Origin of the sequence: Streptomyces aureus, from assembly GCF_001418135.1 — a bacterium.
Taxonomy (GTDB): domain Bacteria; phylum Actinomycetota; class Actinomycetes; order Streptomycetales; family Streptomycetaceae; genus Streptomyces; species Streptomyces aureus_A.
Window position 1 is genome coordinate 1 of sequence record NZ_LIPQ01000030.1, and the last position, 20189, is coordinate 20189.

Genomic DNA, 20189 nt, shown 5'->3' on the forward strand with positions numbered 1-20189 from the left:
CCGCTCGTCCCACACCGGCTCACTGGTCTCCCGTACGACCCCGTCCGACCCGAAGACCAGGAACCGGTCGAAGCTCTTCGCGAACCAGCGGTCGTGCGTGACGGCCAGCACCGTGCCGTCGTACGACTCCAGGCCGTCCTGGAGCGCCTCCGCCGACTCCAGGTCCAGGTTGTCCGTCGGCTCGTCGAGGAGCAGCGCCGTCGTGCCCGCCAGCTCCATCAGCAGGATCTGGAACCGCGCCTGCTGCCCGCCCGAGAGCTTGTCGAACGGCTGGTCGCCCTGCCGCTCCAGCTCGTAGCGCCGCAGCATCGACATCGCGCCGCCCCGGTCCTTGGCGTGCTCCGTCCACAGGATGTCGACGAGCGGCCGCCCGGTCAGCTCCGGGTGCGCGTGCGTCTGGGCGAAGTGCCCCGGCACCACCCGCGCGCCCAGCTTCCACGTCCCCGTGTGGGCGACGGACGGGTCCCCCGCGAGCAGCCGCAGGAAGTGTGACTTGCCCGACCCGTTCGAGCCGAGGACGCCGACCCGCTCGCCGTAGAAGATCTCCAGCGAGAAGGGCTTCATCAGCCCGGTCAGCTCAAGGTTCTCGCAGGTCACAGCACGCACACCGGTACGACCGCCACGCAGCCGCATCTTGATGTCCTGCTCGCGCGGCGGCTCCGGCGGCGGCCCCGCCTCCTCGAACTTCCGCAGCCGGGTCTGCGCCGCGGCGTACCGCGAGGCCATGTCGTGGCTGACCGCGGCCGCCTGCCGCAGGTTGACGACGAGCTTCTTCAGCTGGGCGTGCTTCTCCTCCCAGCGCCGCTTCAGCTCCTCGAAGCGCGCGAACCGCTCCCGGCGCGCCTCGTGGAAGGTGTCGAACCCGCCACCGTGCACCCACACGTCCGAGCCCGCCGGGCCGGGCTCGACCGCGACGATCTTCTGCGCGCCCCGGGACAGCAGCTCCCGGTCGTGGGAGATGAACAACACGGTCTTACGGGTCTCCCGCAGCCGCTCCTCCAGCCACCTCTTGCCGGGGACGTCGAGATAGTTGTCCGGCTCGTCGAGGAGCAGCACCTCGTCGGAGCCGCGCAGCAGCGACTCCAGGACGAGCCGCTTCTGCTCACCGCCGGAGAGCGTCCGGACCTCCCGGAACTGCGCCTTCTCGTACGGGACGCCGAGCGCGGCCATCGTGCACATGTCCCAGAGGGTCTCGGCCTCGTACCCCTGCACCTCCGCCCAGTCGCTGAGGGCCTGCGCGTACTTCATCTGCGCGGCCTCGTCGTCGACGGTCATGATCAGGTGCTCGGCCTCGTCGACGGCCTTCGCGGCCTCCCGGATCCGGGGCTGTGCCACCGAGACCAGCAGGTCACGCACGGTGGACGCGTCGCGCACGGAGCCGACGAACTGCGGCATCACGCCGAGGCCGCCGCTGACCCTGACGGTGCCGCCGTGCGGTTGGAGCTCTCCGGAGATCAGCCGGAGCAGTGTGGTCTTGCCGGCGCCGTTGGCCCCGACGAGGGCGACGACGGCGCCCTCCCCGACCCGGAAGGAGGCGTCCCCGAGGAGGATCCTCCCGTCGGGCAGGTAGTACTCAAGATGCGCGGCCTCGACATGTCCCATGGGGTGCATTGTCGCCGCCCGCGTCGCCGGGGCCCAACCGGTTTAGGATGCGCGGCATGAGCTTTGGGGGACCGCAGTGGCCGCAAGAGCCGCAGCAGGGCGGGCAGCAGGGGCACGGACAGCAGCCGCAGGGGTACGGGCAGCAGGGCTACGGACAGCCTCAGGGATACGGGCAGCAGGGGTACGGGCAGCAGCCCGGCCAGGGTCAGGCACCCGACCCCTTCCCGGGCGCACAGGGCGGCGGGACGACCCCCGACTGGGGCGCCCTGGCCGACGCCTCGGCCTCCCGTAACCGCCGCAAGCGCTGGCTGATCATCGGCGGCGGCGCGGTGGCCGCCCTGGTCGTCGGCGCGATCGTCGCCACCGCCGTGGTGGCCTCCGGCAAGAAGAACGACGAGGCCAAGAACGGCGGGGTGCCCACCGGCACGGGCTCCCCCACCGCGGCGCCGACCCCCGAGCCGACCTTCTCCTCGGTGGCGCCGCCGCCCCCGCCGAACCCGAAGGACTACATCTCGGACCCGAAGAAGGACAAGGCCCCGCTCTCCGCGGAGGGCCTCTTCCCGGGCAAGAAGCTGACGATGAACAAGCGCCCGTACACCAAGGGCGCGACCTCGGCGACGACCGACTGCGCGGCGGTCACCCAGGGCGGCCTCGGCGCGGTCCTGAAGAAGAACGGCTGCCAGCGGGTGCTCCGCGCCACCTACGTGAAGGACGGCGTGGCGATCACCGTGGGCGTCGCCGTCTTCCCCTCGGAGGCCGCGGCCCTGAAGGCGAAGAGCCAGGCCACCGGCGGTATCGCCCCGCTGGTCGGCGCGGGCGTGCGTGACTTCTGCCACGCCACGGTCTGCCTGCGCCGCTCGAACTCGGTCGGCCGCTACGCCTACTTCACCCAGGCCGGCTTCGCCAACGGCAAGAAGGTCACCAAGGCCGACAAGCCGATCTTCCAGGCCAGCGACGACCTCGGCACCTTCGCCTTCAACCAGATCTACGCCCGCGGCCGCGCCCAGGCCTCAGCAGCAGCCGGCGCTCCCGGGGAGTGACCGCTTGTTCCTGGCCTCCAGGTTGCGGGCGGCCAGGAGCTCGTCGGCCGGGTAGCCGACCTCTTCGAGGGTGAGGCCGTGCGGCCGTACGACGTGCACGGCCGAGTCCCTGACACCGGCGGCCAGCACCTTGCCGGGCCAGTCCACGGGCCGGTGGCCGTCGCCGACGAAGAGCAGGGCGCCGACCAGCGAGCGGACCATGTTGTGGCAGAAGGCGTCCGCCTTCACGGTGGCTTCCAGCACGCCGTCGGGGCGGCGCTCCCAGCGCAGCTCCTGGAGCGTGCGGATGGTGGTGGCTCCCTCGCGGCGCTTGCAGTACGCGGCGAAGTCGTGCTCGCCGACGAGCGTGGCGGCGGCCTCGTTCATGGCGTCCATGTCGAGGGCCCAGTCGTGCCACAGGACGTGCCCGCGCTGCAGCGGGTCGACCCCGCCGGGGTTGTCGGTGACGCGGTACGCGTAACGGCGCCAGATGGCGGAGAAACGCGCGTTGAAGCCGCTGGGGGCCTCGGTCAGGGACCAGACCCGCACATCGTGCGAGAGGCGCCCCGCGAGCCGCCTGAGCAGCTTGTCGCGGTGCTCGGCCCACAGCTCGACGGGCAGGTCGACGTGCGCGACCTGGCCGCGCGCGTGCACCCCGGAGTCGGTCCGGCCGGCCACGGTCAGCTCGTACGTCTCCGTCGACCGGGTCACGGTCCTCAGCGCGGCCTCGATGTCCCCCTGCACCGTCCGCTGCCCCTGGGACTGCTTGGCCCAGCCGGAGAAGTCCCTGCCGTCGTACGACAGGTCAAGCCGAACCCGTACGAACCCGTCCTGCACGTCATCGCTCACGCGGAAAATCCTCTCAAACACACGGGAACGGGCCCGCACCCCAAGGGGTACGGGCCCGCACACGAGAACAGTCGACCGGAACGCTTACGCGTCCTTCGACTCCTCGGCCGGAGCCTCGGCGGCCGCGTCGGCCTCCTTGACGGCGCGCACGGTGGCGGCCTCGGCCTCGGCGACGGTCGCCTTCTTGGCGATCTCGCCCTCGACCAGCTCGATCACGGCCATCGGGGCGTTGTCGCCACGACGGTTGCCGATCTTGGTGATACGGGTGTAGCCACCCGGGCGCTCGGAGTAGCGCGGGGCGATCTCGGTGAAGAGGGTGTGGACGATGCCCTTGTCGGTGATCGTCTGCAGCACCAGGCGACGGTTGTGGATGTCGCCCTTCTTCGCCTTGGTGATCAGGCGCTCGGCGACCGGACGCAGGCGACGGGCCTTGGCCTCGGTGGTGGTGATGCGGCCGTGCTCGAAGAGCGACTTCGCCAGGTTGGCGAGGAGCAGCTTCTCGTGCGCGGCGGAACCGCCGAGGCGGGCACCCTTCGCGGGACGCGGCATGGTGTTTCTCCTTGATGTCTGCCTCGGCCGTATCAGGTACCGGGGTCAGTATCCGAGCGGGCGGTCGCCCGTCGAAGACCCGCGCCCCGTAAGGGGCGCGGGGAACTGCGCGACCGGCCGAGGCCGGCCCGCAGACGATCTGCTAGTACTGCTCGGTCTCGACGAAGCCGGCGTCCGCGTCGTCGTCGGCGCCGAAGGCGTCCGCGGCGGCGGTCGGGTCGAATCCGGGCGGCGAGTCCTTCAGCGCGAGGCCCATACCGGCCAGCTTCGCCTTGACCTCGTCGATCGACTTCGCACCGAAGTTGCGGATGTCGAGCAGGTCGGCCTCCGAGCGCGCCACGAGCTCACCCACGGAGTGGATGCCCTCGCGCTTGAGGCAGTTGTACGAACGAACGGTGAGCTCGAGCTCCTCGATCGGCAGCGCCAGGTCGGCGGCGAGGGCGGCGTCCGTGGGGGACGGGCCCATGTCGATGCCCTCGGCGTCGATGTTGAGCTCGCGCGCCAGACCGAACAGCTCGACCAGGGTCTTGCCGGCGGACGCCATGGCGTCACGCGGGCGCATGGCCTGCTTGGTCTCGACGTCGACGATCAGCTTGTCGAAGTCGGTGCGCTGCTCGACACGGGTCGCCTCGACCTTGTACGTGACCTTGAGCACCGGGGAGTAGATGGAGTCGACCGGGATACGACCGATCTCCTGGCCCACCTGCTTGTTCTGCACGGCGGAGACGTAGCCGCGACCGCGCTCGACGGTCAGCTCCATCTCCAGCTTGCCCTTGCCGTTGAGCGTGGCGAGGACGAGGTCGGGGTTGTGCACCTCGACACCGGCCGGGGGCGCGATGTCGGCGGCGGTGACCAGACCCGGACCCTGCTTGCGCAGGTACATCACGACCGGCTCGTCGTGCTCCGAGGAGACGACCAGCTGCTTGATGTTGAGGATGAGGTCGGTCACGTCCTCCTTGACGCCCGGCACGGTGGTGAACTCGTGCAGGACACCGTCGATGCGGATGCTGGTGACAGCGGCACCCGGGATCGAGGACAGGAGGGTACGGCGGAGGGAGTTGCCGAGGGTGTAGCCGAAGCCCGGCTCCAGCGGCTCGATCACGAACCGGGAGCGGAACTCGTCGACGACCTCTTCGGTCAGCGAAGGACGCTGAGCGATAAGCATGTGTTCAATCCTTCAGTCGTGGACGCCCACTATTTGACGCCCGACGGAGTGCTGCGTACTGCAAGGGTACGGGCGGCACGGTCCGAAGAGCCGTACCGCCCGAAGTCCTGAATCAAGCAGCCGTGCGTCAGACGCGGCGGCGCTTGGGGGGACGGCAGCCGTTGTGCGGCGTGGGGGTGACGTCCTGGATCGAACCGACCTCGAGGCCCGTGGCCTGGAGGGAACGGATCGCGGTCTCGCGGCCGGAGCCCGGACCCTTGACGAAGACGTCAACCTTGCGCATGCCGTGCTCCTGCGCGCGGCGAGCGGCCGACTCGGCGGCCATCTGCGCGGCGAACGGGGTCGACTTGCGCGAGCCCTTGAAGCCGACGTGACCGGCGGAGGCCCAGGAGATCACGTTGCCCGCGGGGTCCGTGATCGAGACGATCGTGTTGTTGAACGTGCTCTTGATGTGCGCGTGGCCGTGAGCGACGTTCTTCTTTTCCTTGCGGCGCACCTTCTTGGCAGCGCCCTGACGACCCTTGGGGGGCATCTATAACTCCTACGGGAGGTGGTCGGTCCTACAGCGAAGACCGCTTGGTCAAGCGTCCGCTGAGGACTACTTCTTGCCCGGCTTCTTCTTGCCGGCGATGGCGCGACGCGGGCCCTTGCGGGTACGAGCGTTCGTGCTGGTGCGCTGGCCGCGGACGGGCAGGCCACGACGGTGGCGCAGGCCCTGGTAGCAGCCGATCTCGACCTTGCGGCGGATGTCGGCGGCGATCTCGCGGCGGAGGTCACCCTCGGTCTGGAGGTTGGCGTCCACGTACTCGCGGATCTTGACGAGGTCTTCCTCGGCAAGGTCGCGGACACGGGTGGACGGGTTCACGCCGGTCGCGGCGAGAATCTCCTCGGACCGGGTACGCCCGATGCCGAAGACGTAGGTGAGTGCGACCACCACACGCTTTTCGCGCGGGATGTCAACACCGGAAACGCGTGCCATTCAATGGCTCCTGTGTTCTCGGGGGTCTGCTGCAGAACCGTTCCCGGCTGCCGTATGAGGTACAGGTCGGGTCCCCGGCCCCCGCCGGAGGTGCCGTCAACCGTGAGAACACGGCCCGACGGGCTCTGCGTATGTACGTATTGCTATGCGTCGCGCGAAGAACTGCGAAGTTGCAGGTCGGTCGGCGTGCGTCAGCCCTGGCGCTGCTTGTGGCGCAGGTTGTCGCAGATGACCATGACCCGGCCGTGACGGCGGATCACCTTGCACTTGTCGCAGATCTTCTTGACGCTCGGCTTGACCTTCATGGGTGTGAGGTTCTCCGGGTCAGTGCCACCACCCGCGCACGGAGGCGGGGTGCGGGCAAGATCTACTTGTACCGGTAGACGATCCGGCCACGCGTCAGGTCGTACGGAGAGAGCTCCACCACGACCCGGTCGTCCGGAAGGATTCGGATGTAGTGCATCCGCATCTTGCCGGAGATGTGCGCGAGGACCTTGTGACCGTTCTGGAGCTCCACCTTGAACATGGCGTTCGGGAGGGACTCGATCACGGTGCCCTCGATTTCGATGGCACCTTGCTTCTTGGCCACGCTTCGCCTTTCGAATCGGCTACCTTGATCGACTCTCGCCGCCGTATGCGGACACACGGGTACACGAGAGCCGACGCATCAGTCTACGTCAGGCGCCAGGAAAAGACGAATCGGGAAAGTGTGCCCACCCGGAAAGATCCTTACGCAACGAGCCACGCCGCAGATGTCCCGCGTGCCCTGTCCCTGACGCAGCCCTCGCGGGCTCGGCGCCCGGGGGCGCCTCACACGCTTCAAGGGGCCGCGCCGGCCTCCGACCGGCGAACCGGGGGCGCGTACCCCACCGGCGAACCGGGGCAGGCGCGGGACGGGCCACCGCTACGCCAGCGGGTCCGGCGCCGCCGTGACGCCCAGCTCCGCCAGCTTCGCCTTGCCGCCGTCGACCGCGGTCAGGACCAGGGGGCCCTCCTCGGTCAGGGCGATCGAGTGCTCCCAGTGGGAGGACCAGGTCCCGTCGGTGGTGATGACGGTCCAGTCGTCCTTCAGGACCTCCGTCTGCGGGGTGCCGAGGGACACCATGGGCTCGATCGCCAGGCACAGGCCGGGGACCAGCTTCGGGCCCTTGCCGCGCTTGCGGGAGACGTAGTTCAGCAGGTGCGGGTCCATGTGCATCTCGGTGCCGATGCCGTGGCCGCCGTAGTCCTCGATGATCCCGTACCGGCCGAGGCTGTGGTCGCCGACGGCCGGACGCGGCTGGCGCTTGATGTACGTCTCGATCGCCTTCGAGATGTCGACCAGGCGGTTGCCGAGCCTCATGGCCGCGATGCCGGCCCACATCGACTCCTCCGTGACACGGGAGAGCTCCACGAGCTCGGGCGCGTGCCCGGTGCCCACGAAGGCCGTGTAGGCCGCGTCACCGTGCCAGCCGTCCACGATCGCGCCCGCGTCGATGGAGATGATGTCGCCGTCCTTGAGGACGGTCTTGTCGTCGGGGATGCCGTGGACCACGACCTCGTTCACCGAGGTGCAGATCGTCGCGGGGAACCCGCCGTACCCGAGGAAGTTCGACTTCGCCCCGTGGTCGGCGATGACCTTCCGCGCGACCTCGTCCAGGTCCTTCGTCGTGGCGCCCGGCACGGCGGCCTCACGGGTCGCCGCGTGAATGGCGGCGACGACCAGCCCCGCCTCGCGCATCTTCGCGATCTGCTCGGGGGTCTTGATCTGCACCATCGTGGCCGCGGCCTTTCCATCGAGTACGGGGAACAGAACAACGATACGGCCGCGGCGCCCCTGAGGGGCACCGCGGCCGTATCGGACGAACCGGGGTTACTTCTTGAGCGCGGCCATCGCCTTCGCCGTGACCTCGTCCACCTTGCCGAGCGCCGAGATCGTCACGACCAGGTTCTGCGCCCGGTAGTAGTCGATGATCGGCTCGGTCTGCGTGTGGTAGACCTCCAGGCGCTTGCGGACCGTCTCCTCGGAGTCGTCCGCACGCTGGTACAGCTCGCCGCCGCAGGCGTCGCAGACGCCCTCGGTCTTCGGCGCGTTGTACTCCACGTGGAAGACGTGCGCGCTGTCGTTGCGGCAGATGCGGCGACCCGCGATCCGCTTCACGACCTCGTCCTCGGGGACCTCCAGGTCCAGCACCGCGTCGAGCTGCATGTCCTCGGCCTTCAGGACCACGTCCAGAGCCTCGGCCTGAGCCACGTTGCGGGGGAACCCGTCCAGCAGGAAGCCGTTGACGGCGTCCGGCTGCTCCATCCGGTCCTTGGCCATCCCGATCGTCACCTCGTCGGGCACCAGGTCACCGGCGTCCATGAACGCCTTGGCCTTGAGACCCAGCTCCGTGCCCTGAGAGATGTTGGCGCGGAACAGGTCGCCCGTGGAGATGTGCGGGATGTCCAGGTTCTTGGCAAGGAACGCAGCCTGCGTTCCCTTGCCGGCACCGGGCGGTCCGACGAGGACGATTCGCATCAGCGGAGGAACCCTTCGTAATTGCGCTGCTGGAGCTGGCTCTCGATCTGCTTCACGGTCTCCAGCCCCACACCCACGATGATGAGGATGCTCGTCCCACCGAAGGGGAAGTTGGCATTGGCGCCACCGAAGCCTGCCAACGCCATCGTCGGCACAAGAGCGATCAGACCCAAGTACAGCGAGCCCGGCCAAGTGATCCGGTTGAGCACGTAGCTCAGATACTCGGCAGTAGGTCGACCAGCCCGGATACCCGGGATGAAGCCACCATACTTCTTCATGTTGTCCGCGACTTCCTCGGGGTTGAACGAGATCGCCACATAGAAGAAGGCGAAGAACACGATCAGGAGGAAGTACGTGGCGATGTAGTAGGGGTGGTCACCCTTGACGAAGTGGGCTTCGATCCAGGTCTTCCACCCTGCGGTGGAGTTCGAGAACTGTGCGATCAAGGCCGGGATGTAGAGCAGCGACGACGCGAAGATGACAGGAATCACACCCGCCTGGTTCACCTTCAGCGGGATGTACGTGGACGTACCGCCGTAGGAGCGCCGGCCGATCATGCGCTTCGCGTACTGCACCGGGATCCGGCGCTGGGCCTGCTCGACGAAGACCACGAGGGCCACCATCACGAAGCCGATGAGGATGACGGTGCCGAACTCGATCCAGCCCTTGGCGAGCTTGCCGCTCTCCTTGATGGCCCAGAGGGCGCCCGGGAAGCCGGCGGCGATCGAGATGAACATCAGGATCGACATGCCGTTGCCGATGCCGCGGTCGGTGATGAGCTCACCGAGCCACATGACGATGCAGGTACCGGCGGTCATCGTGATGACCATCGTGGCGATGGTGAAGATCGACGGGTCGGGCACGACCTGGTCGGCGACACGGCAGCCACTGAACAGCGCACCGCTCTTGGCGGTGGCGACGAGACCGGTTCCCTGCAGCACGGCGAGGGCGACCGTCAGGTACCGGGTGTACTGCGTGATCTTGGCGGTACCCGACTGGCCCTCCTTCTTGAGGGCTTCCAGGCGCGGGATCACGACGGTCAGCAGCTGCAGGATGATGCTCGCCGTGATGTACGGCATGATGCCGAGCGCGAAGATGGTGATCTGGAGCAGCGCCCCGCCACTGAACATGTTGACCAGGCCGAACAGGCTGTTGTTGCCTTCGCTGGCCTGCTTCACACACTGCTGGACGGCCTCGTAGCTGACGCCGGGGACCGGGATGTGGGCCCCGAGGCGGTACAGCACGATGATGGCGAGCGTGAAGAGCAGCTTCTTGCGCAGGTCGGGCGTCTTGAACGCCCGGGCGAACGCGGTGAGCACGGTGCCTCCTGCGACCCCCGCGCTATGCGTCAAGGGTGACGGTCTTGAGGTTCGACGATTAGGTATCGGTCATCAATCCCGTGCGGGCATACCGCACGGAGCCTAGACAGTGCACGCCACCTTACCGGCGACCATGCCCCCCTAGGAACGACCAATCGGGGATGCCCCTTTTGGGAGGCATCCCCGATCGGATGTTCAAGCCATCGAGTCGTCTTAGACGAGCTCGGTGACGGTGCCGCCGGCGGCGGCGATCTTCTCCTTGGCGGAGCCGGAGACGGCGTCAACCGTCACCTGCAGCGCCACGGTGATCTCGCCGGTGCCGAGCACCTTGACGAGCTGGTTCTTGCGAACCGCACCCTTGGCGACCAGATCGGCCACCGTGACCTCGCCACCCTGCGGGTAGAGCGCGGTGAGCTTGTCCAGGTTCACGACCTGGTACTCGGTGCGGAACGGGTTCTTGAAGCCCTTGAGCTTCGGCAGACGCATGTGGAGGGGCATCTGCCCACCCTCGAAGCGCTGCGGAACCTGGTAACGGGCCTTGGTGCCCTTGGTACCACGACCGGCCGTCTTACCCTTCGACGCCTCACCACGACCGACACGGGTCTTCGCGGTCTTGGCACCGGGGGCGGGACGGAGGTTGTGGGCCTTCAGCGGGTTGGTCTCCGCCATGTCAGTCAACCTCCTCGACCGTCACGAGGTGGCGGACGGTGTGAACCATTCCGCGGAACTCGGGGCGGTCCTCCTTGACAACCACGTCGTTGACCTTCTTGAGGCCAAGCGAACGCAGGGTGTCGCGGTGGTTCTGCTTGCTGCCGATGTACGACTTCGTCTGCGTGACCTTGAGGCGAGCCATTACGCACCCGCCCCAGCACGCGCACGGAGCAGAGCCGCGGGGGCGACGTCCTCGAGGGGCAGACCACGGCGAGCCGCGATCTCCTCGGGACGCTGCAGGCCCTTGAGGGCCGCCACGGTCGCGTGCACGATGTTGATCGCGTTGTCGGAGCCGAGCGACTTCGACAGGATGTCGTGAACGCCGGCGCACTCGAGCACGGCGCGCACCGGGCCACCGGCGATAACACCGGTACCGGGGGAAGCCGGCTTGAGCAGGACGACGCCCGCGGCCTTCTCGCCCTGGATCGGGTGAGGGATGGTGCCCTGGATGCGCGGAACCTTGAAGAAGTTCTTCTTGGCTTCCTCGACACCCTTGGCGATGGCCGCGGGAACTTCCTTGGCCTTGCCGTAACCGACACCTACGGTGCCGTCACCGTCGCCCACCACGACCAGCGCGGTGAAGCTGAAGCGGCGACCACCCTTGACAACCTTGGCGACGCGGTTGATCGCGACAACGCGCTCAACGTACGCGGTCTTCTCGGCGGCAGCGCCACCGTCGCGGCCCTTCCGGTCCCGCCGCTCGCCGCCACCGGCACCGCTTCCGCGGCGCTGGGGTCCAGCCATTGGATTTACCTCTCTCTGTTACGTCCGTTAGTCCCGGAACCGGGGCTTAGAACTTCAGCCCGGCTTCGCGGGCGGCGTCAGCCAGAGCGGCAATGCGCCCGGCGTACCTGTTGCCACCACGGTCGAACACGACAGCCTCGACACCAGCGGCCTTGGCGCGCTCGGCGACGAGAGCTCCGACCTGCTTGGCCTGCGCGGACTTGTCACCCTCGCCACCGCGGATCGACGCGTCCAGGTTCGACGCGGACGCAAGGGTGTGACCCTTGAGGTCGTCGATGACCTGAGCGGTGATACCGCGGTTCGAACGCGTCACGACGAGGCGCGGACGCTCCGCCGTACCCGACACGTTCTTGCGGATGCGGATGTGGCGGCGCGCCTTGGCGGCACGCTTGTAAGCGTCGCCCTTGGCGATCTTCACACCGTATGCCATGGCTTACTTACCAGCCTTTCCGACCTTGCGGCGGATGACCTCGCCGGCGTACTTGACGCCCTTGGCCTTGTACGGGTCGGGCTTCCGCAGCTTGCGGATGTTCGCCGCGACCTCGCCGACCTTCTGCTTGTCGATGCCCTCGACCGAGAACTTGGTCGGCGACTCGACCTTGAACGAGATGCCCTCGGGCGCCTCGACCAGGATCGGGTGGCTGTAGCCGAGCTGGAACTCCAGGTTGGAGCCCTTCGCGGCGACGCGGTAACCGACACCGCTGATCTCGAGCGCCTTCACGTAACCCTGGGTCACACCGGTGATCATGTTGGCCACCAGCGTGCGGGACAGGCCGTGAAGGGCCTTGTTCTGACGCTCGTCGTTCGGACGGTTGACGTTGAGCACGCCATCCTCGCCCTTAACGATCTCGATCGGCGCGGCGACGGTGTGGCTCAGGGTGCCCTTGGAACCCTTGACCGTGACCGTGCGGCCATCGATGGTGACGTCCACGCCGGCGGGAACCTGGATAGGCAGCTTGCCAATACGCGACATTAGCTATTCCTCCGTTCCCGACTACCAGACGTAGGCGAGGACTTCCCCACCTACGCCCTTCTTGCCTGCCTGCTGGCCGGTCAGGAGACCGTGGGACGTGGAGATGATCGCCACGCCCAGGCCGCCGAGAACCTTCGGCAGGTTGGTGGACTTCGCGTAAACCCGGAGACCGGGCTTCGAGATCCGCTTGATGCCCGCGATGGAGCGCTCACGGTTCGGACCGAACTTGAGCTCGAGGACGAGGTTCTTGCCGACCTCGGCGTCCTCGACCTTCCAGCCCGTGATGAAGCCCTCCTGCTGGAGGATTTCCGCGATGTGAGACTTGATCTTGCTGTGCGGCATCGTCACGGAGTCGTGGTATGCCGAGTTCGCGTTACGCAGACGAGTCAGCATGTCCGCGATCGGATCAGTCATGGTCATGAATTGGCCTTCGGCCTCTCTCGCCGGGGTTTCCAGTGCGCCATCCCTCTCCCCACACAGGGGCGGGACGGGTGCGGCGCGGGGACCTACGGCGTAGTAAGTCGTACGGGCGGCGGACGCCCAACCCTCCTAGCCTAAGCCATGGAGGGATGGGCATCCGCCAACCCAGTGCTTACCGAGAGACTCCGGTCATCCCAAGTAAGGGATTACCAGGAGCTCTTGGTCACGCCCGGCAGCTCGCCACGGTGAGCCATCTCACGAAGGCACACGCGGCACAGGCCGAACTTGCGGTACACGGAGTGGGGACGACCACAGCGCTGGCAGCGCGTGTAGCCGCGCACGCCGAACTTGGGCTTGCGGGCAGCCTTCGCGATGAGAGCCTTCTTCGCCATCTCGCTTACGCCTCCTTGAAGGGGAAGCCGAGGTGACGCAGAAGGGCACGGCCCTCGTCGTCGTTGGTCGCCGTGGTCACCACGGTGATGTCCATACCCCGGACACGGTCGATCTTGTCCTGGTCGATCTCGTGGAACATGACCTGCTCCGTGAGACCGAAGGTGTAGTTGCCACGCCCGTCGAACTGCTTGGGGGACAGACCACGGAAGTCGCGGATGCGCGGGAGCGCCAGCGACAGGGTGCGGTCCAGGAACTCCCACATGCGGTCGCCACGGAGGGTGACGTGCGCACCGATCGGCTGACCCTCGCGCAGCTTGAACTGCGCGATGGACTTGCGGGCCTTGGTGACGGCCGGCTTCTGACCGGTGATCGTGGTGAGGTCGCGGATCGCGCCATCGATCAGCTTCGAGTCACGGGCGGCGTCGCCGACACCCATGTTGACCACGATCTTGACGAGGCCGGGAACCTGCATGACGTTCTCGTAGGAGAACTCCTCACGCAGCTTGCCCGCGATCTCCTCGCGGTACTTCGTCTTGAGACGCGGAGTGGTGGTAGCCATCAGATGTCCTCACCCGTCCGCTTGGCAACGCGGATCTTGTTGCCCTCGTCGTCGAAGCGGTAACCGACACGCGTGACGACCTTCTTGCCGTCCTTCTCCACGACCAGCTGGACGTTGGAGACGTGGACCGGAGCCTCGGTCGTGACGATGCCACCGGCCTGCGACGGGCCGGCCTTGGTGTGCTTCTTGACCCGGTTGACACCCTCGACGAGGACGCGGTTCTCGCGGGGGAAGGCCGTGATGACCTTGCCCTGCTTGCCCTTGTCCTTACCGGTGATGACCTGGACCAGGTCGCCCTTCTTGATCTTCATGCTTACAGCACCTCCGGCGCGAGCGAGATGATCTTCATGAACTTCTTCTCGCGCAGCTCACGGCCGACCGGGCCGAAGATACGGGTGCCACGAGGGTCGCCGTCGTTCTTGAGAATGACAGCGGCGTTCTCGTCGAAGCGGATGTACGAGCCGTCCTGGCGGCGGCGCTCCTTGACGGTGCGAACGATGACCGCCTTGACGACGTCACCCTTCTTCACGTTGCCACCGGGGATCGCGTCCTTGACGGTGGCGACGATGACGTCACCGATGCCCGCGTAGCGGCGACCCGAGCCACCGAGAACACGGATGCAAAGGATCTCCTTGGCACCAGTGTTGTCGGCGACACGCAGTCGCGACTCCTGCTGGATCACGTCTATCTCCTGATTGTCTGCCGGTTCCCGGCCGGGGCTTCACGAGGAAGCCCCGGCCGAGCCTGGCGGAACTGACCTGAGGGAAACCCCTCAGGCTGAACTTTTGGATTTCCCTCGCGGGAAATTCCTTACTTGGCCTTCTCGAGGATCTCGATGACGCGCCAGTGCTTCGTGGCGGACAGCTTCCGGGTCTCCATCAGGAGGACGCGGTCGCCGATGCCGGCAGCGTTCTGCTCGTCATGAGCCTTGAGCTTGTTCGTACGGCGGATGACCTTGCCGTACAGCGCGTGCTTGACGCGGTCCTCGACAGCGACGACGACGGTCTTGTCCATCTTGTCGCTGACGACCAGGCCCTCGCGGACCTTGCGAGCGTTGCGCTCGGTCTTCTCAGTCACGTTGCTCTCGCTCATCAGGCGTTCTCCACCGTCTCGATGCCCAGCTCGCGCTCACGCATCAGGGTGTAGATCCGGGCGATGTCCTTACGGACGGACTTGAGCCGACCGTGGTTCTCGAGCTGACCCGTCGCCGCCTGGAAGCGGAGGTTGAACAGCTCTTCCTTGGCCTCGCGGAGCTTGTTGAGAAGCTCCTCGTTGCCCAGCTCGCGCAGCTCGGACGCCTTGGTACCGGCCGACATCACAGCTCACCTGCTTCGCGCTTAACGATCTTGCACTTCATCGGCAGCTTGTGGGCCGCACGGGTCAGGGCCTCGCGCGCGATCTTCTCGTTCGGGTAGGACAGTTCGAACATCACCCGACCCGGCTTGACGTTCGCGATCCACCACTCCGGAGAACCCTTACCGGAACCCATGCGGGTCTCGGCGGGCTTCTTCGTCAGCGGGCGGTCCGGGTAGATGTTGATCCAGACCTTGCCGCCACGCTTGATGTGGCGGGTCATCGCGATACGAGCCGCCTCGATCTGGCGGTTGGTCACGTACGCCGGCGTGAGGGCCTGAATGCCGTACTCGCCGAACGCAACCTGCGTACCACCCTTGCTCATACCCGAGCGCTTGGGGTGGTGCTGCTTGCGGTGCTTGACCCTACGGGGGATCAGCATTTCGGTCAGGCCTCCGTTCCGGTGCTCTCAGCCGGAGCGGCAGCGGCGGCGGGAGCGTCGGCCTTGGGGGCCTCGGCAGCCGGCGCGGACTGCTGCTGCGGCTTGCGGCCGCGGCCGCCACGCTCGCCACCGCGGCCACCACGGCCGGCCGGGCGGTCGCCAGCGCCGGCACCACGGGCCGGGCGGTTACCCGCACGGGCCGCAGCGTTCTCGGCGCGGACCTCGGCGATGTTCTTGACGTCGCCCTTGTAGATCCAGACCTTCACGCCGATGCGGCCGAAGGTCGTCTTGGCCTCGAAGAAGCCGTAGTCGACGTTCGCGCGGAGCGTGTGCAGGGGCACGCGGCCCTCGCGGTAGAACTCCGAGCGGGACATCTCGGCGCCGCCGAGACGACCGCCGCACTGGATCTTGATGCCCTTGGCGCCGGCCTTCATCGTGCCCTGCATGCTCTTACGCATGGCGCGACGGAAGGAGACGCGGGAGGAGAGCTGCTCGGCAACGGCCTGAGCAACCAGCTGAGCGTCCATCTCGGGGTTCTTGACCTCGAGGATGTTCAGCTGGACCTGCTTGCCCGTGAGCTTCTCGAGGTCGCCGCGGATGCGGTCGGCCTCGGCGCCACGGCGGCCGATGACGATGCCGGGACGCGCGGTGTGGATGTCCACCCGCACGCGGTCACGGGTGCGCTCGATCTCAACCTTCGAGATGCCGGCGCGCTCCATGCCGGACGTCATCATCCGACGGATGGCGACGTCTTCCTTGACGTAGTCCTTGTACAGCTTGTCGGCGTACCAGCGGGACTTGAAGTCCGTGGTGATGCCGAGCCGGAACCCATGCGGGTTAACCTTCTGGCCCATTACCGGGTTCCTTCCTTGCTGCTGACGACCACGGTGATGTGGCTGGTCCGCTTACGGATCCGGTAGGCACGGCCCTGAGCACGCGGACGGAACCGCTTCAGGGTCGGGCCCTCATCCACGTACGCCTCGCTGATGACCAGCGAAGAGGCGTCAGTGTGGTCGTAGTTGTGTGCAGCGTTGGCGATGGCGCTGTCCAGCACCTTGCCAACCGGCACGCTCGCGGCCTGCGGGGCGAAACGCAGGACCGCCTGAGCCTCCGTGGCGTCCATGCCACGGATAAGGTCCACCACGCGGCGGGCCTTCATGGGCGTGACGCGGATGTACCGCGCCTGGGCCCTGGCTTCCATGGTTGTCCTTCCAGTGTCTGTCATGGTCATTCCACCCCGCTACTAGCGGCGCTTCGACTTCCGGTCGTCCTTCACGTGACCCCGGAAGGTGCGCGTCGGCGAGAACTCGCCGAGCTTGTGGCCGACCATCGACTCGGTGACAAACACCGGAATGTGGGTCTTGCCGTTGTGCACCGCGATCGTGTGGCCGAGCATGGCCGGGATGATCATCGAGCGACGGGACCAGGTCTTGATGACGTTCTTGGTACCGGCTTCGTTCTGAGCGTCCACCTTCTTTACGAGGTGGCCGTCAACGAAGGGTCCCTTCTTGAGACTGCGCGGCATCTAAACCCGCTCCTAGCGCTTCTTGTTCGTCTTGCGGCGGCGGACGATGTACTTGCTCGAAGCCTTCTTCGGCGAGCGAGTACGACCCTCCTTCTGACCCCACGGGGAGACCGGGTGGCGACCACCGGAGGTCTTGCCCTCACCACCACCGTGCGGGTGGTCAACCGGGTTCATCGCCACACCGCGGACGGTCGGGCGGACGCCCAGCCAGCGCTTACGGCCGGCCTTGCCCCAGTTGATGTTCGACTGCTCGGCGTTGCCGACCTCGCCGATCGTGGCGCGGCAGCGGGCGTCGACGAGACGGATCTCACCGGACGGCATACGAAGGTGGGCCATCGTGCCCTCCTTCGCCAGCAGCTGCACGGAGGCACCAGCGGAGCGCGCGAACTTGGCGCCGCCACCGGGACGGAGCTCGATCGCGTGGATCGTGGTACCGACCGGGATGTTGCGGAGCGCCAGGTTGTTGCCGGGCTTGATGTCAGCGCCGGGGCCGTTCTCGACGCGGTCACCCTGCGTCAGACCCTTGGGGGCGATGATGTAGCGCTTCTCGCCGTCCACGTAGTGGAGCAGCGCGATGCGCGCGGTGCGGTTGGGGTCGTACTCGATGTGAGCGACCTTGGCCGGCACGCCGTCCTTGTCGTGACGACGGAAGTCGATCACGCGGTAGGCACGCTTGTGGCCACCGCCCTGGTGACGGACGGTCACACGACCGGTGTTGTTACGGCCGCCCTTGCTGTGCAGGGGGCGGACCAGCGACTTCTCCGGCGTGGACCGCGTGATCTCGACGAAGTCGGCTACGGAGGAGCCACGGCGGCCCGGCGTAGTCGGCTTGTACTTGCGGATTCCCATTTCTCAGTCCTCGTCCGATTCCGGACGATCCAGACCGCCCTTAGGCGGTCGGACCGCCGAAGATGTCGATACGGTTGCCCTCGGCAAGGGTCACGATGGCGCGCTTGGTGTCCTTGCGCTTGCCGAAACCGGCCTTGGTGCGCTTGCGCTTGCCCTGGCGGTTGATCGTGTTGACCCCGGTGACCTTGACCGAGAAGACCGCCTCGACGGCCTGCTTGATCTGGGTCTTGTTGGAGCCAGGCGCGACGATGAACGTGTACTTGTTCTCGTCCAGCAGTGCGTAGCTCTTCTCCGAGACGACCGGCTTGACGAGAATGTCGCGCGGGTCCGAGAAGGTCTTGCTGGTGACGACGGCCTCAGTCATCAGGCGTCGCTCCCTTCGGTCTCAGCGGTCTGGGGGCCAGACACGAAGGACTCGAGGGCGGCCTGGGTGAAGACCACGTCGTCGGAGACGATCACGTCGTACGTGTTGAGCTGGCCCGGCTCCAGGATGTGCACCTGGGGCAGGTTACGAGCGGACAGCCACGCGGCCTCGTCGGAGCGCTCGGCGACCAGGAGCAGGTTCTTGCGCTCCGAGATCTTGCCGAACAGCGTCTTCGCGGCCTTGGTGGAGATCTCACCCTCGACCACGCCGGAGACGACGTGGATGCGGGAGTGGGTGGCCCGGTCCGAGAGGGCACCGCGGAGAGCGGCGACCTTCATCTTCTTCGGGGTCCGCTGCGAGTAGTCACGCGGCACGGGACCGTGCACGACGCCACCACCGGCGAACTGCGGGGCGCGGGTCGAACCCTGACGGGCGCGGCCGGTGCCCTTCTGGCGGTAAGGCTTCTTGCCACCACCGCGGACTTCGCCACGGGTCTTGGTCTTGTGCGTGCCCTGACGGGCCGCGGCCAGCTGCGCGACGACGACCTGGTGGATCAGCGGAACGCTGACCTTGGCGCCGAAGATCTCCTCGGGGAGCTCGACGGTCCCGGTCTTGTCGCCTGCCGGCGAAAGGATGTCAATGGTGCTCATCGGTTCCTCAAACCCCCTTGGCCGCGGTGCGGACCAGGACGAGGCCACCGTTAGGGCCGGGGACGGCGCCCTTGATGAGCAGCAGACCCTTCTCGGCGTCAACGGCGTGGACGGTCAGGTTCTGGGTGGTCACACGCTCGTTGCCCATGCGACCCGCCATGCGCATGCCCTTGAAGACACGGCCCGGGGTGGCGCAGCCACCGATGGAACCGGGCTTGCGGTGCACGCGGTGGGCACCGTGCGACGCCTTGCCACCACGGAAGTTGTGGCGCTTCATGACACCGGCGAAGCCTTTGCCCTTGCTCTTACCGGTGACGTCGACCTTCACGCCGGCCTCGAAGACCTCGGCGGTGATCTCCTGGCCGAGCGTGTACTCGGAGGCGTCAGCGGTGCGGAGCTCCACCAGGTGGCGGCGCGGGGTGACGTCGGCCTTGGCGAAGTGACCCTTGAGGGGCTTGTTCACCTTGCGAGGGTCGATCTCGCCGAAGGCGATCTGGACCGACTCGTAGCCGTCGATGTCGTTCGTACGGACCTGGGTCACGACATTCGGGCCGGCCTTGACGACGGTGACCGGGACAACCCGGTTGTTCTCGTCCCAGACCTGCGTCATGCCGAGCTTCTCGCCCAGGATGCCCTTGATGTTCTTAGCCATCTCGCGCGTCACCTCAGAGCTTGATCTCGATGTCGACGCCCGCCGGCAGGTCGAGGCGCATGAGCGAGTCAACCGTCTTCGGCGTGGGGTCGAGGATGTCGATGAGGCGCTTGTGCGTGCGCATCTCGAAGTGCTCGCGCGAGTCCTTGTACTTGTGCGGCGACTTGATGACGCAGTACACGTTCTTCTCAGTGGGCAGCGGCACCGGGCCTGCGACCGACGCACCAGTGCGGGTCACCGTCTCGACGATCTTCTTCGCCGAGGAGTCGATGACCTCGTGGTCGTAGGCCTTGAGCCGGATGCGGATCTTCTGTCCCGCCATGGCTACTAGTAGTCCTTTGTCTCGTTAACGCTCTGGAACCCGATCGGCTTCGCTTACTGAGAAGCGTTGTCGTATCTCCGACCCACGCGGTCGGGCGTGTCGCACTCCCTCTACGCAGAAATCCCTGAGGATTTCCCAACCAAGGGGGCACGGTCGCCATGACCGCAGGCCGGGGGCAAAACACCCACCGGGCGCCTGGTCGGCACCCCGCTGACGCTTCCCAGAAGATTCCCGTACGTCCGCTCCTGAGAAGGAGCGACGAGTACTGTGGGACTCGCTTCCGGTCCTCCCGACGGGAGGCGCGCAGCAT

General features: G+C 66.9%; 33 protein-coding genes. 1 reads left to right on the forward strand and 32 read right to left on the reverse strand.

The annotated features are described in order from the left end of the window. Positions 1–1602 (reverse strand): ABC-F family ATP-binding cassette domain-containing protein (locus AOK00_RS03535; protein ID WP_437441384.1); only part of this gene is annotated, 1602 nt, incomplete at its 3' end. Positions 1603–1658: 56 nt separating this feature from the next. On the opposite strand from AOK00_RS03535, the gene AOK00_RS03540 reads away from it, so the two are divergent. Further along, the gene (locus AOK00_RS03540; RefSeq protein ID WP_055598860.1) at positions 1659–2642 is read left to right on the forward strand and encodes a hypothetical protein; all 984 of its coding nucleotides are present in this window, start codon (positions 1659–1661) and stop codon (positions 2640–2642) included. Here the strand turns inward: AOK00_RS03540 and truA are convergent. The 31 genes from truA to rpsJ all read right to left on the reverse strand — a co-directional run bounded on the left by truA (position 2613) and on the right by rpsJ (position 19879). Continuing rightward, positions 2613–3470, reverse strand: a complete 858-nt coding sequence (gene truA / locus AOK00_RS03545; protein ID WP_055598861.1) for a tRNA pseudouridine(38-40) synthase TruA — start codon at positions 3468–3470, stop codon at positions 2613–2615. The two genes, AOK00_RS03540 and truA, sit on opposite strands and share 30 nt — an antisense overlap. An 84-nt stretch (positions 3471–3554) precedes the next feature. Next, complete coding sequence (rplQ, locus tag AOK00_RS03550) at positions 3555–4019, reverse strand: 50S ribosomal protein L17 (protein ID WP_015035596.1); 465 nt, start codon at positions 4017–4019, stop codon at positions 3555–3557. A gap of 142 nt (positions 4020–4161) precedes the next feature. After that, positions 4162–5184: a DNA-directed RNA polymerase subunit alpha gene (locus AOK00_RS03555; protein WP_003966937.1), complete on the reverse strand. Its 1023-nt coding sequence runs from the start codon at positions 5182–5184 to the stop codon at positions 4162–4164. 127 nt (positions 5185–5311) lie between these two features. Continuing rightward, a complete protein-coding gene (rpsK, locus tag AOK00_RS03560; RefSeq protein ID WP_006376016.1) occupies positions 5312–5716 on the reverse strand; it encodes a 30S ribosomal protein S11 in 405 nt (134 codons plus the stop codon). Positions 5717–5782: 66 nt separating this feature from the next. Continuing rightward, entirely contained in the window at positions 5783–6163 is a 381-nt protein-coding gene (gene rpsM / locus AOK00_RS03565; RefSeq protein WP_015035595.1) for a 30S ribosomal protein S13, read from the reverse strand. 191 nt (positions 6164–6354) lie between these two features. Next, entirely contained in the window at positions 6355–6468 is a 114-nt protein-coding gene (rpmJ, locus tag AOK00_RS03570) for a 50S ribosomal protein L36 (protein ID WP_003956441.1), read from the reverse strand. Between the two features lie 62 nt (positions 6469–6530). Next, positions 6531–6752, reverse strand: a complete 222-nt coding sequence (gene infA / locus AOK00_RS03575; protein WP_003956442.1) for a translation initiation factor IF-1 — start codon at positions 6750–6752, stop codon at positions 6531–6533. 315 nt (positions 6753–7067) lie between these two features. Continuing rightward, the gene (map, locus tag AOK00_RS03580; protein ID WP_030318640.1) at positions 7068–7919 is read right to left on the reverse strand and encodes a type I methionyl aminopeptidase; all 852 of its coding nucleotides are present in this window, start codon (positions 7917–7919) and stop codon (positions 7068–7070) included. A 96-nt stretch (positions 7920–8015) separates the two neighbouring features. After that, on the reverse strand, positions 8016–8663 hold the full coding sequence (locus AOK00_RS03585; RefSeq protein ID WP_055598862.1) for an adenylate kinase: 648 nt from the start codon (positions 8661–8663) through the stop codon (positions 8016–8018). Then, complete coding sequence (secY, locus tag AOK00_RS03590) at positions 8663–9982, reverse strand: preprotein translocase subunit SecY (protein WP_030318644.1); 1320 nt, start codon at positions 9980–9982, stop codon at positions 8663–8665. The genes AOK00_RS03585 and secY overlap by 1 nt, the downstream gene beginning before the upstream one ends. Positions 9983–10195: 213 nt before the next feature. Beyond that, on the reverse strand, positions 10196–10651 hold the full coding sequence (gene rplO / locus AOK00_RS03595) for a 50S ribosomal protein L15 (RefSeq protein WP_030318646.1): 456 nt from the start codon (positions 10649–10651) through the stop codon (positions 10196–10198). A 1-nt stretch (position 10652) separates the two neighbouring features. Further along, entirely contained in the window at positions 10653–10835 is a 183-nt protein-coding gene (rpmD, locus tag AOK00_RS03600) for a 50S ribosomal protein L30 (RefSeq protein WP_015035589.1), read from the reverse strand. Next, positions 10835–11437: a 30S ribosomal protein S5 gene (rpsE, locus tag AOK00_RS03605; RefSeq protein ID WP_017239585.1), complete on the reverse strand. Its 603-nt coding sequence runs from the start codon at positions 11435–11437 to the stop codon at positions 10835–10837. Before rpsE ends, rpmD begins: the two co-directional genes overlap by 1 nt. Positions 11438–11483: 46 nt before the next feature. Beyond that, entirely contained in the window at positions 11484–11867 is a 384-nt protein-coding gene (gene rplR / locus AOK00_RS03610) for a 50S ribosomal protein L18 (RefSeq protein ID WP_015035587.1), read from the reverse strand. A gap of 3 nt (positions 11868–11870) precedes the next feature. Continuing rightward, a complete protein-coding gene (gene rplF, locus AOK00_RS03615; RefSeq protein WP_024755414.1) occupies positions 11871–12410 on the reverse strand; it encodes a 50S ribosomal protein L6 in 540 nt (179 codons plus the stop codon). 21 nt (positions 12411–12431) lie between these two features. Then, entirely contained in the window at positions 12432–12830 is a 399-nt protein-coding gene (gene rpsH, locus AOK00_RS03620) for a 30S ribosomal protein S8 (RefSeq protein ID WP_015035585.1), read from the reverse strand. A 206-nt stretch (positions 12831–13036) separates the two neighbouring features. After that, positions 13037–13222: a type Z 30S ribosomal protein S14 gene (locus AOK00_RS03625; RefSeq protein ID WP_003948630.1), complete on the reverse strand. Its 186-nt coding sequence runs from the start codon at positions 13220–13222 to the stop codon at positions 13037–13039. Positions 13223–13227: 5 nt separating this feature from the next. Continuing rightward, on the reverse strand, positions 13228–13785 hold the full coding sequence (gene rplE / locus AOK00_RS03630) for a 50S ribosomal protein L5 (protein ID WP_086024646.1): 558 nt from the start codon (positions 13783–13785) through the stop codon (positions 13228–13230). Then, complete coding sequence (gene rplX / locus AOK00_RS03635; protein ID WP_015035583.1) at positions 13782–14093, reverse strand: 50S ribosomal protein L24; 312 nt, start codon at positions 14091–14093, stop codon at positions 13782–13784. The genes rplE and rplX overlap by 4 nt, the downstream gene beginning before the upstream one ends. Positions 14094–14095: 2 nt before the next feature. Continuing rightward, complete coding sequence (rplN, locus tag AOK00_RS03640; RefSeq protein WP_003956455.1) at positions 14096–14464, reverse strand: 50S ribosomal protein L14; 369 nt, start codon at positions 14462–14464, stop codon at positions 14096–14098. A 128-nt stretch (positions 14465–14592) separates the two neighbouring features. Further along, positions 14593–14874 carry a 30S ribosomal protein S17 gene (gene rpsQ, locus AOK00_RS03645; RefSeq protein ID WP_015035582.1) on the reverse strand — a complete coding sequence of 94 codons (282 nt, stop codon included), beginning with the start codon at positions 14872–14874 and terminating at the stop codon, positions 14593–14595. Beyond that, positions 14874–15098 (reverse strand): 50S ribosomal protein L29, encoded by a 225-nt coding sequence (gene rpmC, locus AOK00_RS03650; RefSeq protein ID WP_017239580.1) that lies wholly within the window; start codon positions 15096–15098, stop codon positions 14874–14876. Before rpmC ends, rpsQ begins: the two co-directional genes overlap by 1 nt. Then, positions 15098–15517: a 50S ribosomal protein L16 gene (gene rplP, locus AOK00_RS03655; RefSeq protein ID WP_015035580.1), complete on the reverse strand. Its 420-nt coding sequence runs from the start codon at positions 15515–15517 to the stop codon at positions 15098–15100. Before rplP ends, rpmC begins: the two co-directional genes overlap by 1 nt. Positions 15518–15522: 5 nt before the next feature. Beyond that, entirely contained in the window at positions 15523–16371 is an 849-nt protein-coding gene (gene rpsC, locus AOK00_RS03660; RefSeq protein ID WP_017239578.1) for a 30S ribosomal protein S3, read from the reverse strand. Next, positions 16371–16718: a 50S ribosomal protein L22 gene (rplV, locus tag AOK00_RS03665; protein ID WP_004571827.1), complete on the reverse strand. Its 348-nt coding sequence runs from the start codon at positions 16716–16718 to the stop codon at positions 16371–16373. The genes rpsC and rplV overlap by 1 nt, the downstream gene beginning before the upstream one ends. 42 nt (positions 16719–16760) lie before the next feature. After that, on the reverse strand, positions 16761–17042 hold the full coding sequence (gene rpsS / locus AOK00_RS03670) for a 30S ribosomal protein S19 (RefSeq protein WP_015035577.1): 282 nt from the start codon (positions 17040–17042) through the stop codon (positions 16761–16763). Between the two features lie 12 nt (positions 17043–17054). Beyond that, entirely contained in the window at positions 17055–17891 is an 837-nt protein-coding gene (gene rplB / locus AOK00_RS03675; protein ID WP_055598863.1) for a 50S ribosomal protein L2, read from the reverse strand. Positions 17892–17931: 40 nt separating this feature from the next. Continuing rightward, positions 17932–18255: a 50S ribosomal protein L23 gene (gene rplW, locus AOK00_RS03680; protein WP_024755407.1), complete on the reverse strand. Its 324-nt coding sequence runs from the start codon at positions 18253–18255 to the stop codon at positions 17932–17934. Continuing rightward, a complete protein-coding gene (rplD, locus tag AOK00_RS03685; RefSeq protein WP_030318655.1) occupies positions 18255–18905 on the reverse strand; it encodes a 50S ribosomal protein L4 in 651 nt (216 codons plus the stop codon). Before rplD ends, rplW begins: the two co-directional genes overlap by 1 nt. Positions 18906–18912: 7 nt before the next feature. Next, positions 18913–19557: a 50S ribosomal protein L3 gene (gene rplC / locus AOK00_RS03690; RefSeq protein ID WP_041664123.1), complete on the reverse strand. Its 645-nt coding sequence runs from the start codon at positions 19555–19557 to the stop codon at positions 18913–18915. Positions 19558–19570: 13 nt separating this feature from the next. Beyond that, the gene (gene rpsJ / locus AOK00_RS03695) at positions 19571–19879 is read right to left on the reverse strand and encodes a 30S ribosomal protein S10 (RefSeq protein WP_003948644.1); all 309 of its coding nucleotides are present in this window, start codon (positions 19877–19879) and stop codon (positions 19571–19573) included. Between the last annotated feature and the right edge of the window lie 310 nt (positions 19880–20189).

Excerpts from the sequence above, each read along its gene's own strand:
- AOK00_RS03540 (WP_055598860.1), top strand. The coding sequence starts at position 1,659 with ATGAGCTTTGGGGGACCGCAGTGGCCGCAAGAGCCGCAGCAGGGCGGG.
- rplQ (WP_015035596.1), bottom strand. The coding sequence starts at position 4,019 with ATGCCGCGTCCCGCGAAGGGTGCCCGCCTCGGCGGTTCCGCCGCGCAC.
- AOK00_RS03555 (WP_003966937.1), bottom strand. The coding sequence starts at position 5,184 with ATGCTTATCGCTCAGCGTCCTTCGCTGACCGAAGAGGTCGTCGACGAG.
- rpsK (WP_006376016.1), bottom strand. The coding sequence starts at position 5,716 with ATGCCCCCCAAGGGTCGTCAGGGCGCTGCCAAGAAGGTGCGCCGCAAG.
- rpsM (WP_015035595.1), bottom strand. The coding sequence starts at position 6,163 with ATGGCACGCGTTTCCGGTGTTGACATCCCGCGCGAAAAGCGTGTGGTG.
- rpmJ (WP_003956441.1), bottom strand. The coding sequence starts at position 6,468 with ATGAAGGTCAAGCCGAGCGTCAAGAAGATCTGCGACAAGTGCAAGGTG.
- map (WP_030318640.1), bottom strand. The coding sequence starts at position 7,919 with ATGGTGCAGATCAAGACCCCCGAGCAGATCGCGAAGATGCGCGAGGCG.
- AOK00_RS03585 (WP_055598862.1), bottom strand. The coding sequence starts at position 8,663 with ATGCGAATCGTCCTCGTCGGACCGCCCGGTGCCGGCAAGGGAACGCAG.
- rplO (WP_030318646.1), bottom strand. The coding sequence starts at position 10,651 with ATGGCGGAGACCAACCCGCTGAAGGCCCACAACCTCCGTCCCGCCCCC.
- rpmD (WP_015035589.1), bottom strand. The coding sequence starts at position 10,835 with ATGGCTCGCCTCAAGGTCACGCAGACGAAGTCGTACATCGGCAGCAAG.
- rpsE (WP_017239585.1), bottom strand. The coding sequence starts at position 11,437 with ATGGCTGGACCCCAGCGCCGCGGAAGCGGTGCCGGTGGCGGCGAGCGG.
- rplR (WP_015035587.1), bottom strand. The coding sequence starts at position 11,867 with ATGGCATACGGTGTGAAGATCGCCAAGGGCGACGCTTACAAGCGTGCC.
- rplF (WP_024755414.1), bottom strand. The coding sequence starts at position 12,410 with ATGTCGCGTATTGGCAAGCTGCCTATCCAGGTTCCCGCCGGCGTGGAC.
- rpsH (WP_015035585.1), bottom strand. The coding sequence starts at position 12,830 with ATGACCATGACTGATCCGATCGCGGACATGCTGACTCGTCTGCGTAAC.
- AOK00_RS03625 (WP_003948630.1), bottom strand. The coding sequence starts at position 13,222 with ATGGCGAAGAAGGCTCTCATCGCGAAGGCTGCCCGCAAGCCCAAGTTC.
- rplX (WP_015035583.1), bottom strand. The coding sequence starts at position 14,093 with ATGAAGATCAAGAAGGGCGACCTGGTCCAGGTCATCACCGGTAAGGAC.
- rpsQ (WP_015035582.1), bottom strand. The coding sequence starts at position 14,874 with ATGAGCGAGAGCAACGTGACTGAGAAGACCGAGCGCAACGCTCGCAAG.
- rpmC (WP_017239580.1), bottom strand. The coding sequence starts at position 15,098 with ATGTCGGCCGGTACCAAGGCGTCCGAGCTGCGCGAGCTGGGCAACGAG.
- rplP (WP_015035580.1), bottom strand. The coding sequence starts at position 15,517 with ATGCTGATCCCCCGTAGGGTCAAGCACCGCAAGCAGCACCACCCCAAG.
- rpsC (WP_017239578.1), bottom strand. The coding sequence starts at position 16,371 with ATGGGCCAGAAGGTTAACCCGCATGGGTTCCGGCTCGGCATCACCACG.
- rplV (WP_004571827.1), bottom strand. The coding sequence starts at position 16,718 with ATGGAAGCCAGGGCCCAGGCGCGGTACATCCGCGTCACGCCCATGAAG.
- rpsS (WP_015035577.1), bottom strand. The coding sequence starts at position 17,042 with ATGCCGCGCAGTCTCAAGAAGGGACCCTTCGTTGACGGCCACCTCGTA.
- rplB (WP_055598863.1), bottom strand. The coding sequence starts at position 17,891 with ATGGGAATCCGCAAGTACAAGCCGACTACGCCGGGCCGCCGTGGCTCC.
- rplW (WP_024755407.1), bottom strand. The coding sequence starts at position 18,255 with ATGACTGAGGCCGTCGTCACCAGCAAGACCTTCTCGGACCCGCGCGAC.
- rplD (WP_030318655.1), bottom strand. The coding sequence starts at position 18,905 with ATGAGCACCATTGACATCCTTTCGCCGGCAGGCGACAAGACCGGGACC.
- rplC (WP_041664123.1), bottom strand. The coding sequence starts at position 19,557 with ATGGCTAAGAACATCAAGGGCATCCTGGGCGAGAAGCTCGGCATGACG.
- rpsJ (WP_003948644.1), bottom strand. The coding sequence starts at position 19,879 with ATGGCGGGACAGAAGATCCGCATCCGGCTCAAGGCCTACGACCACGAG.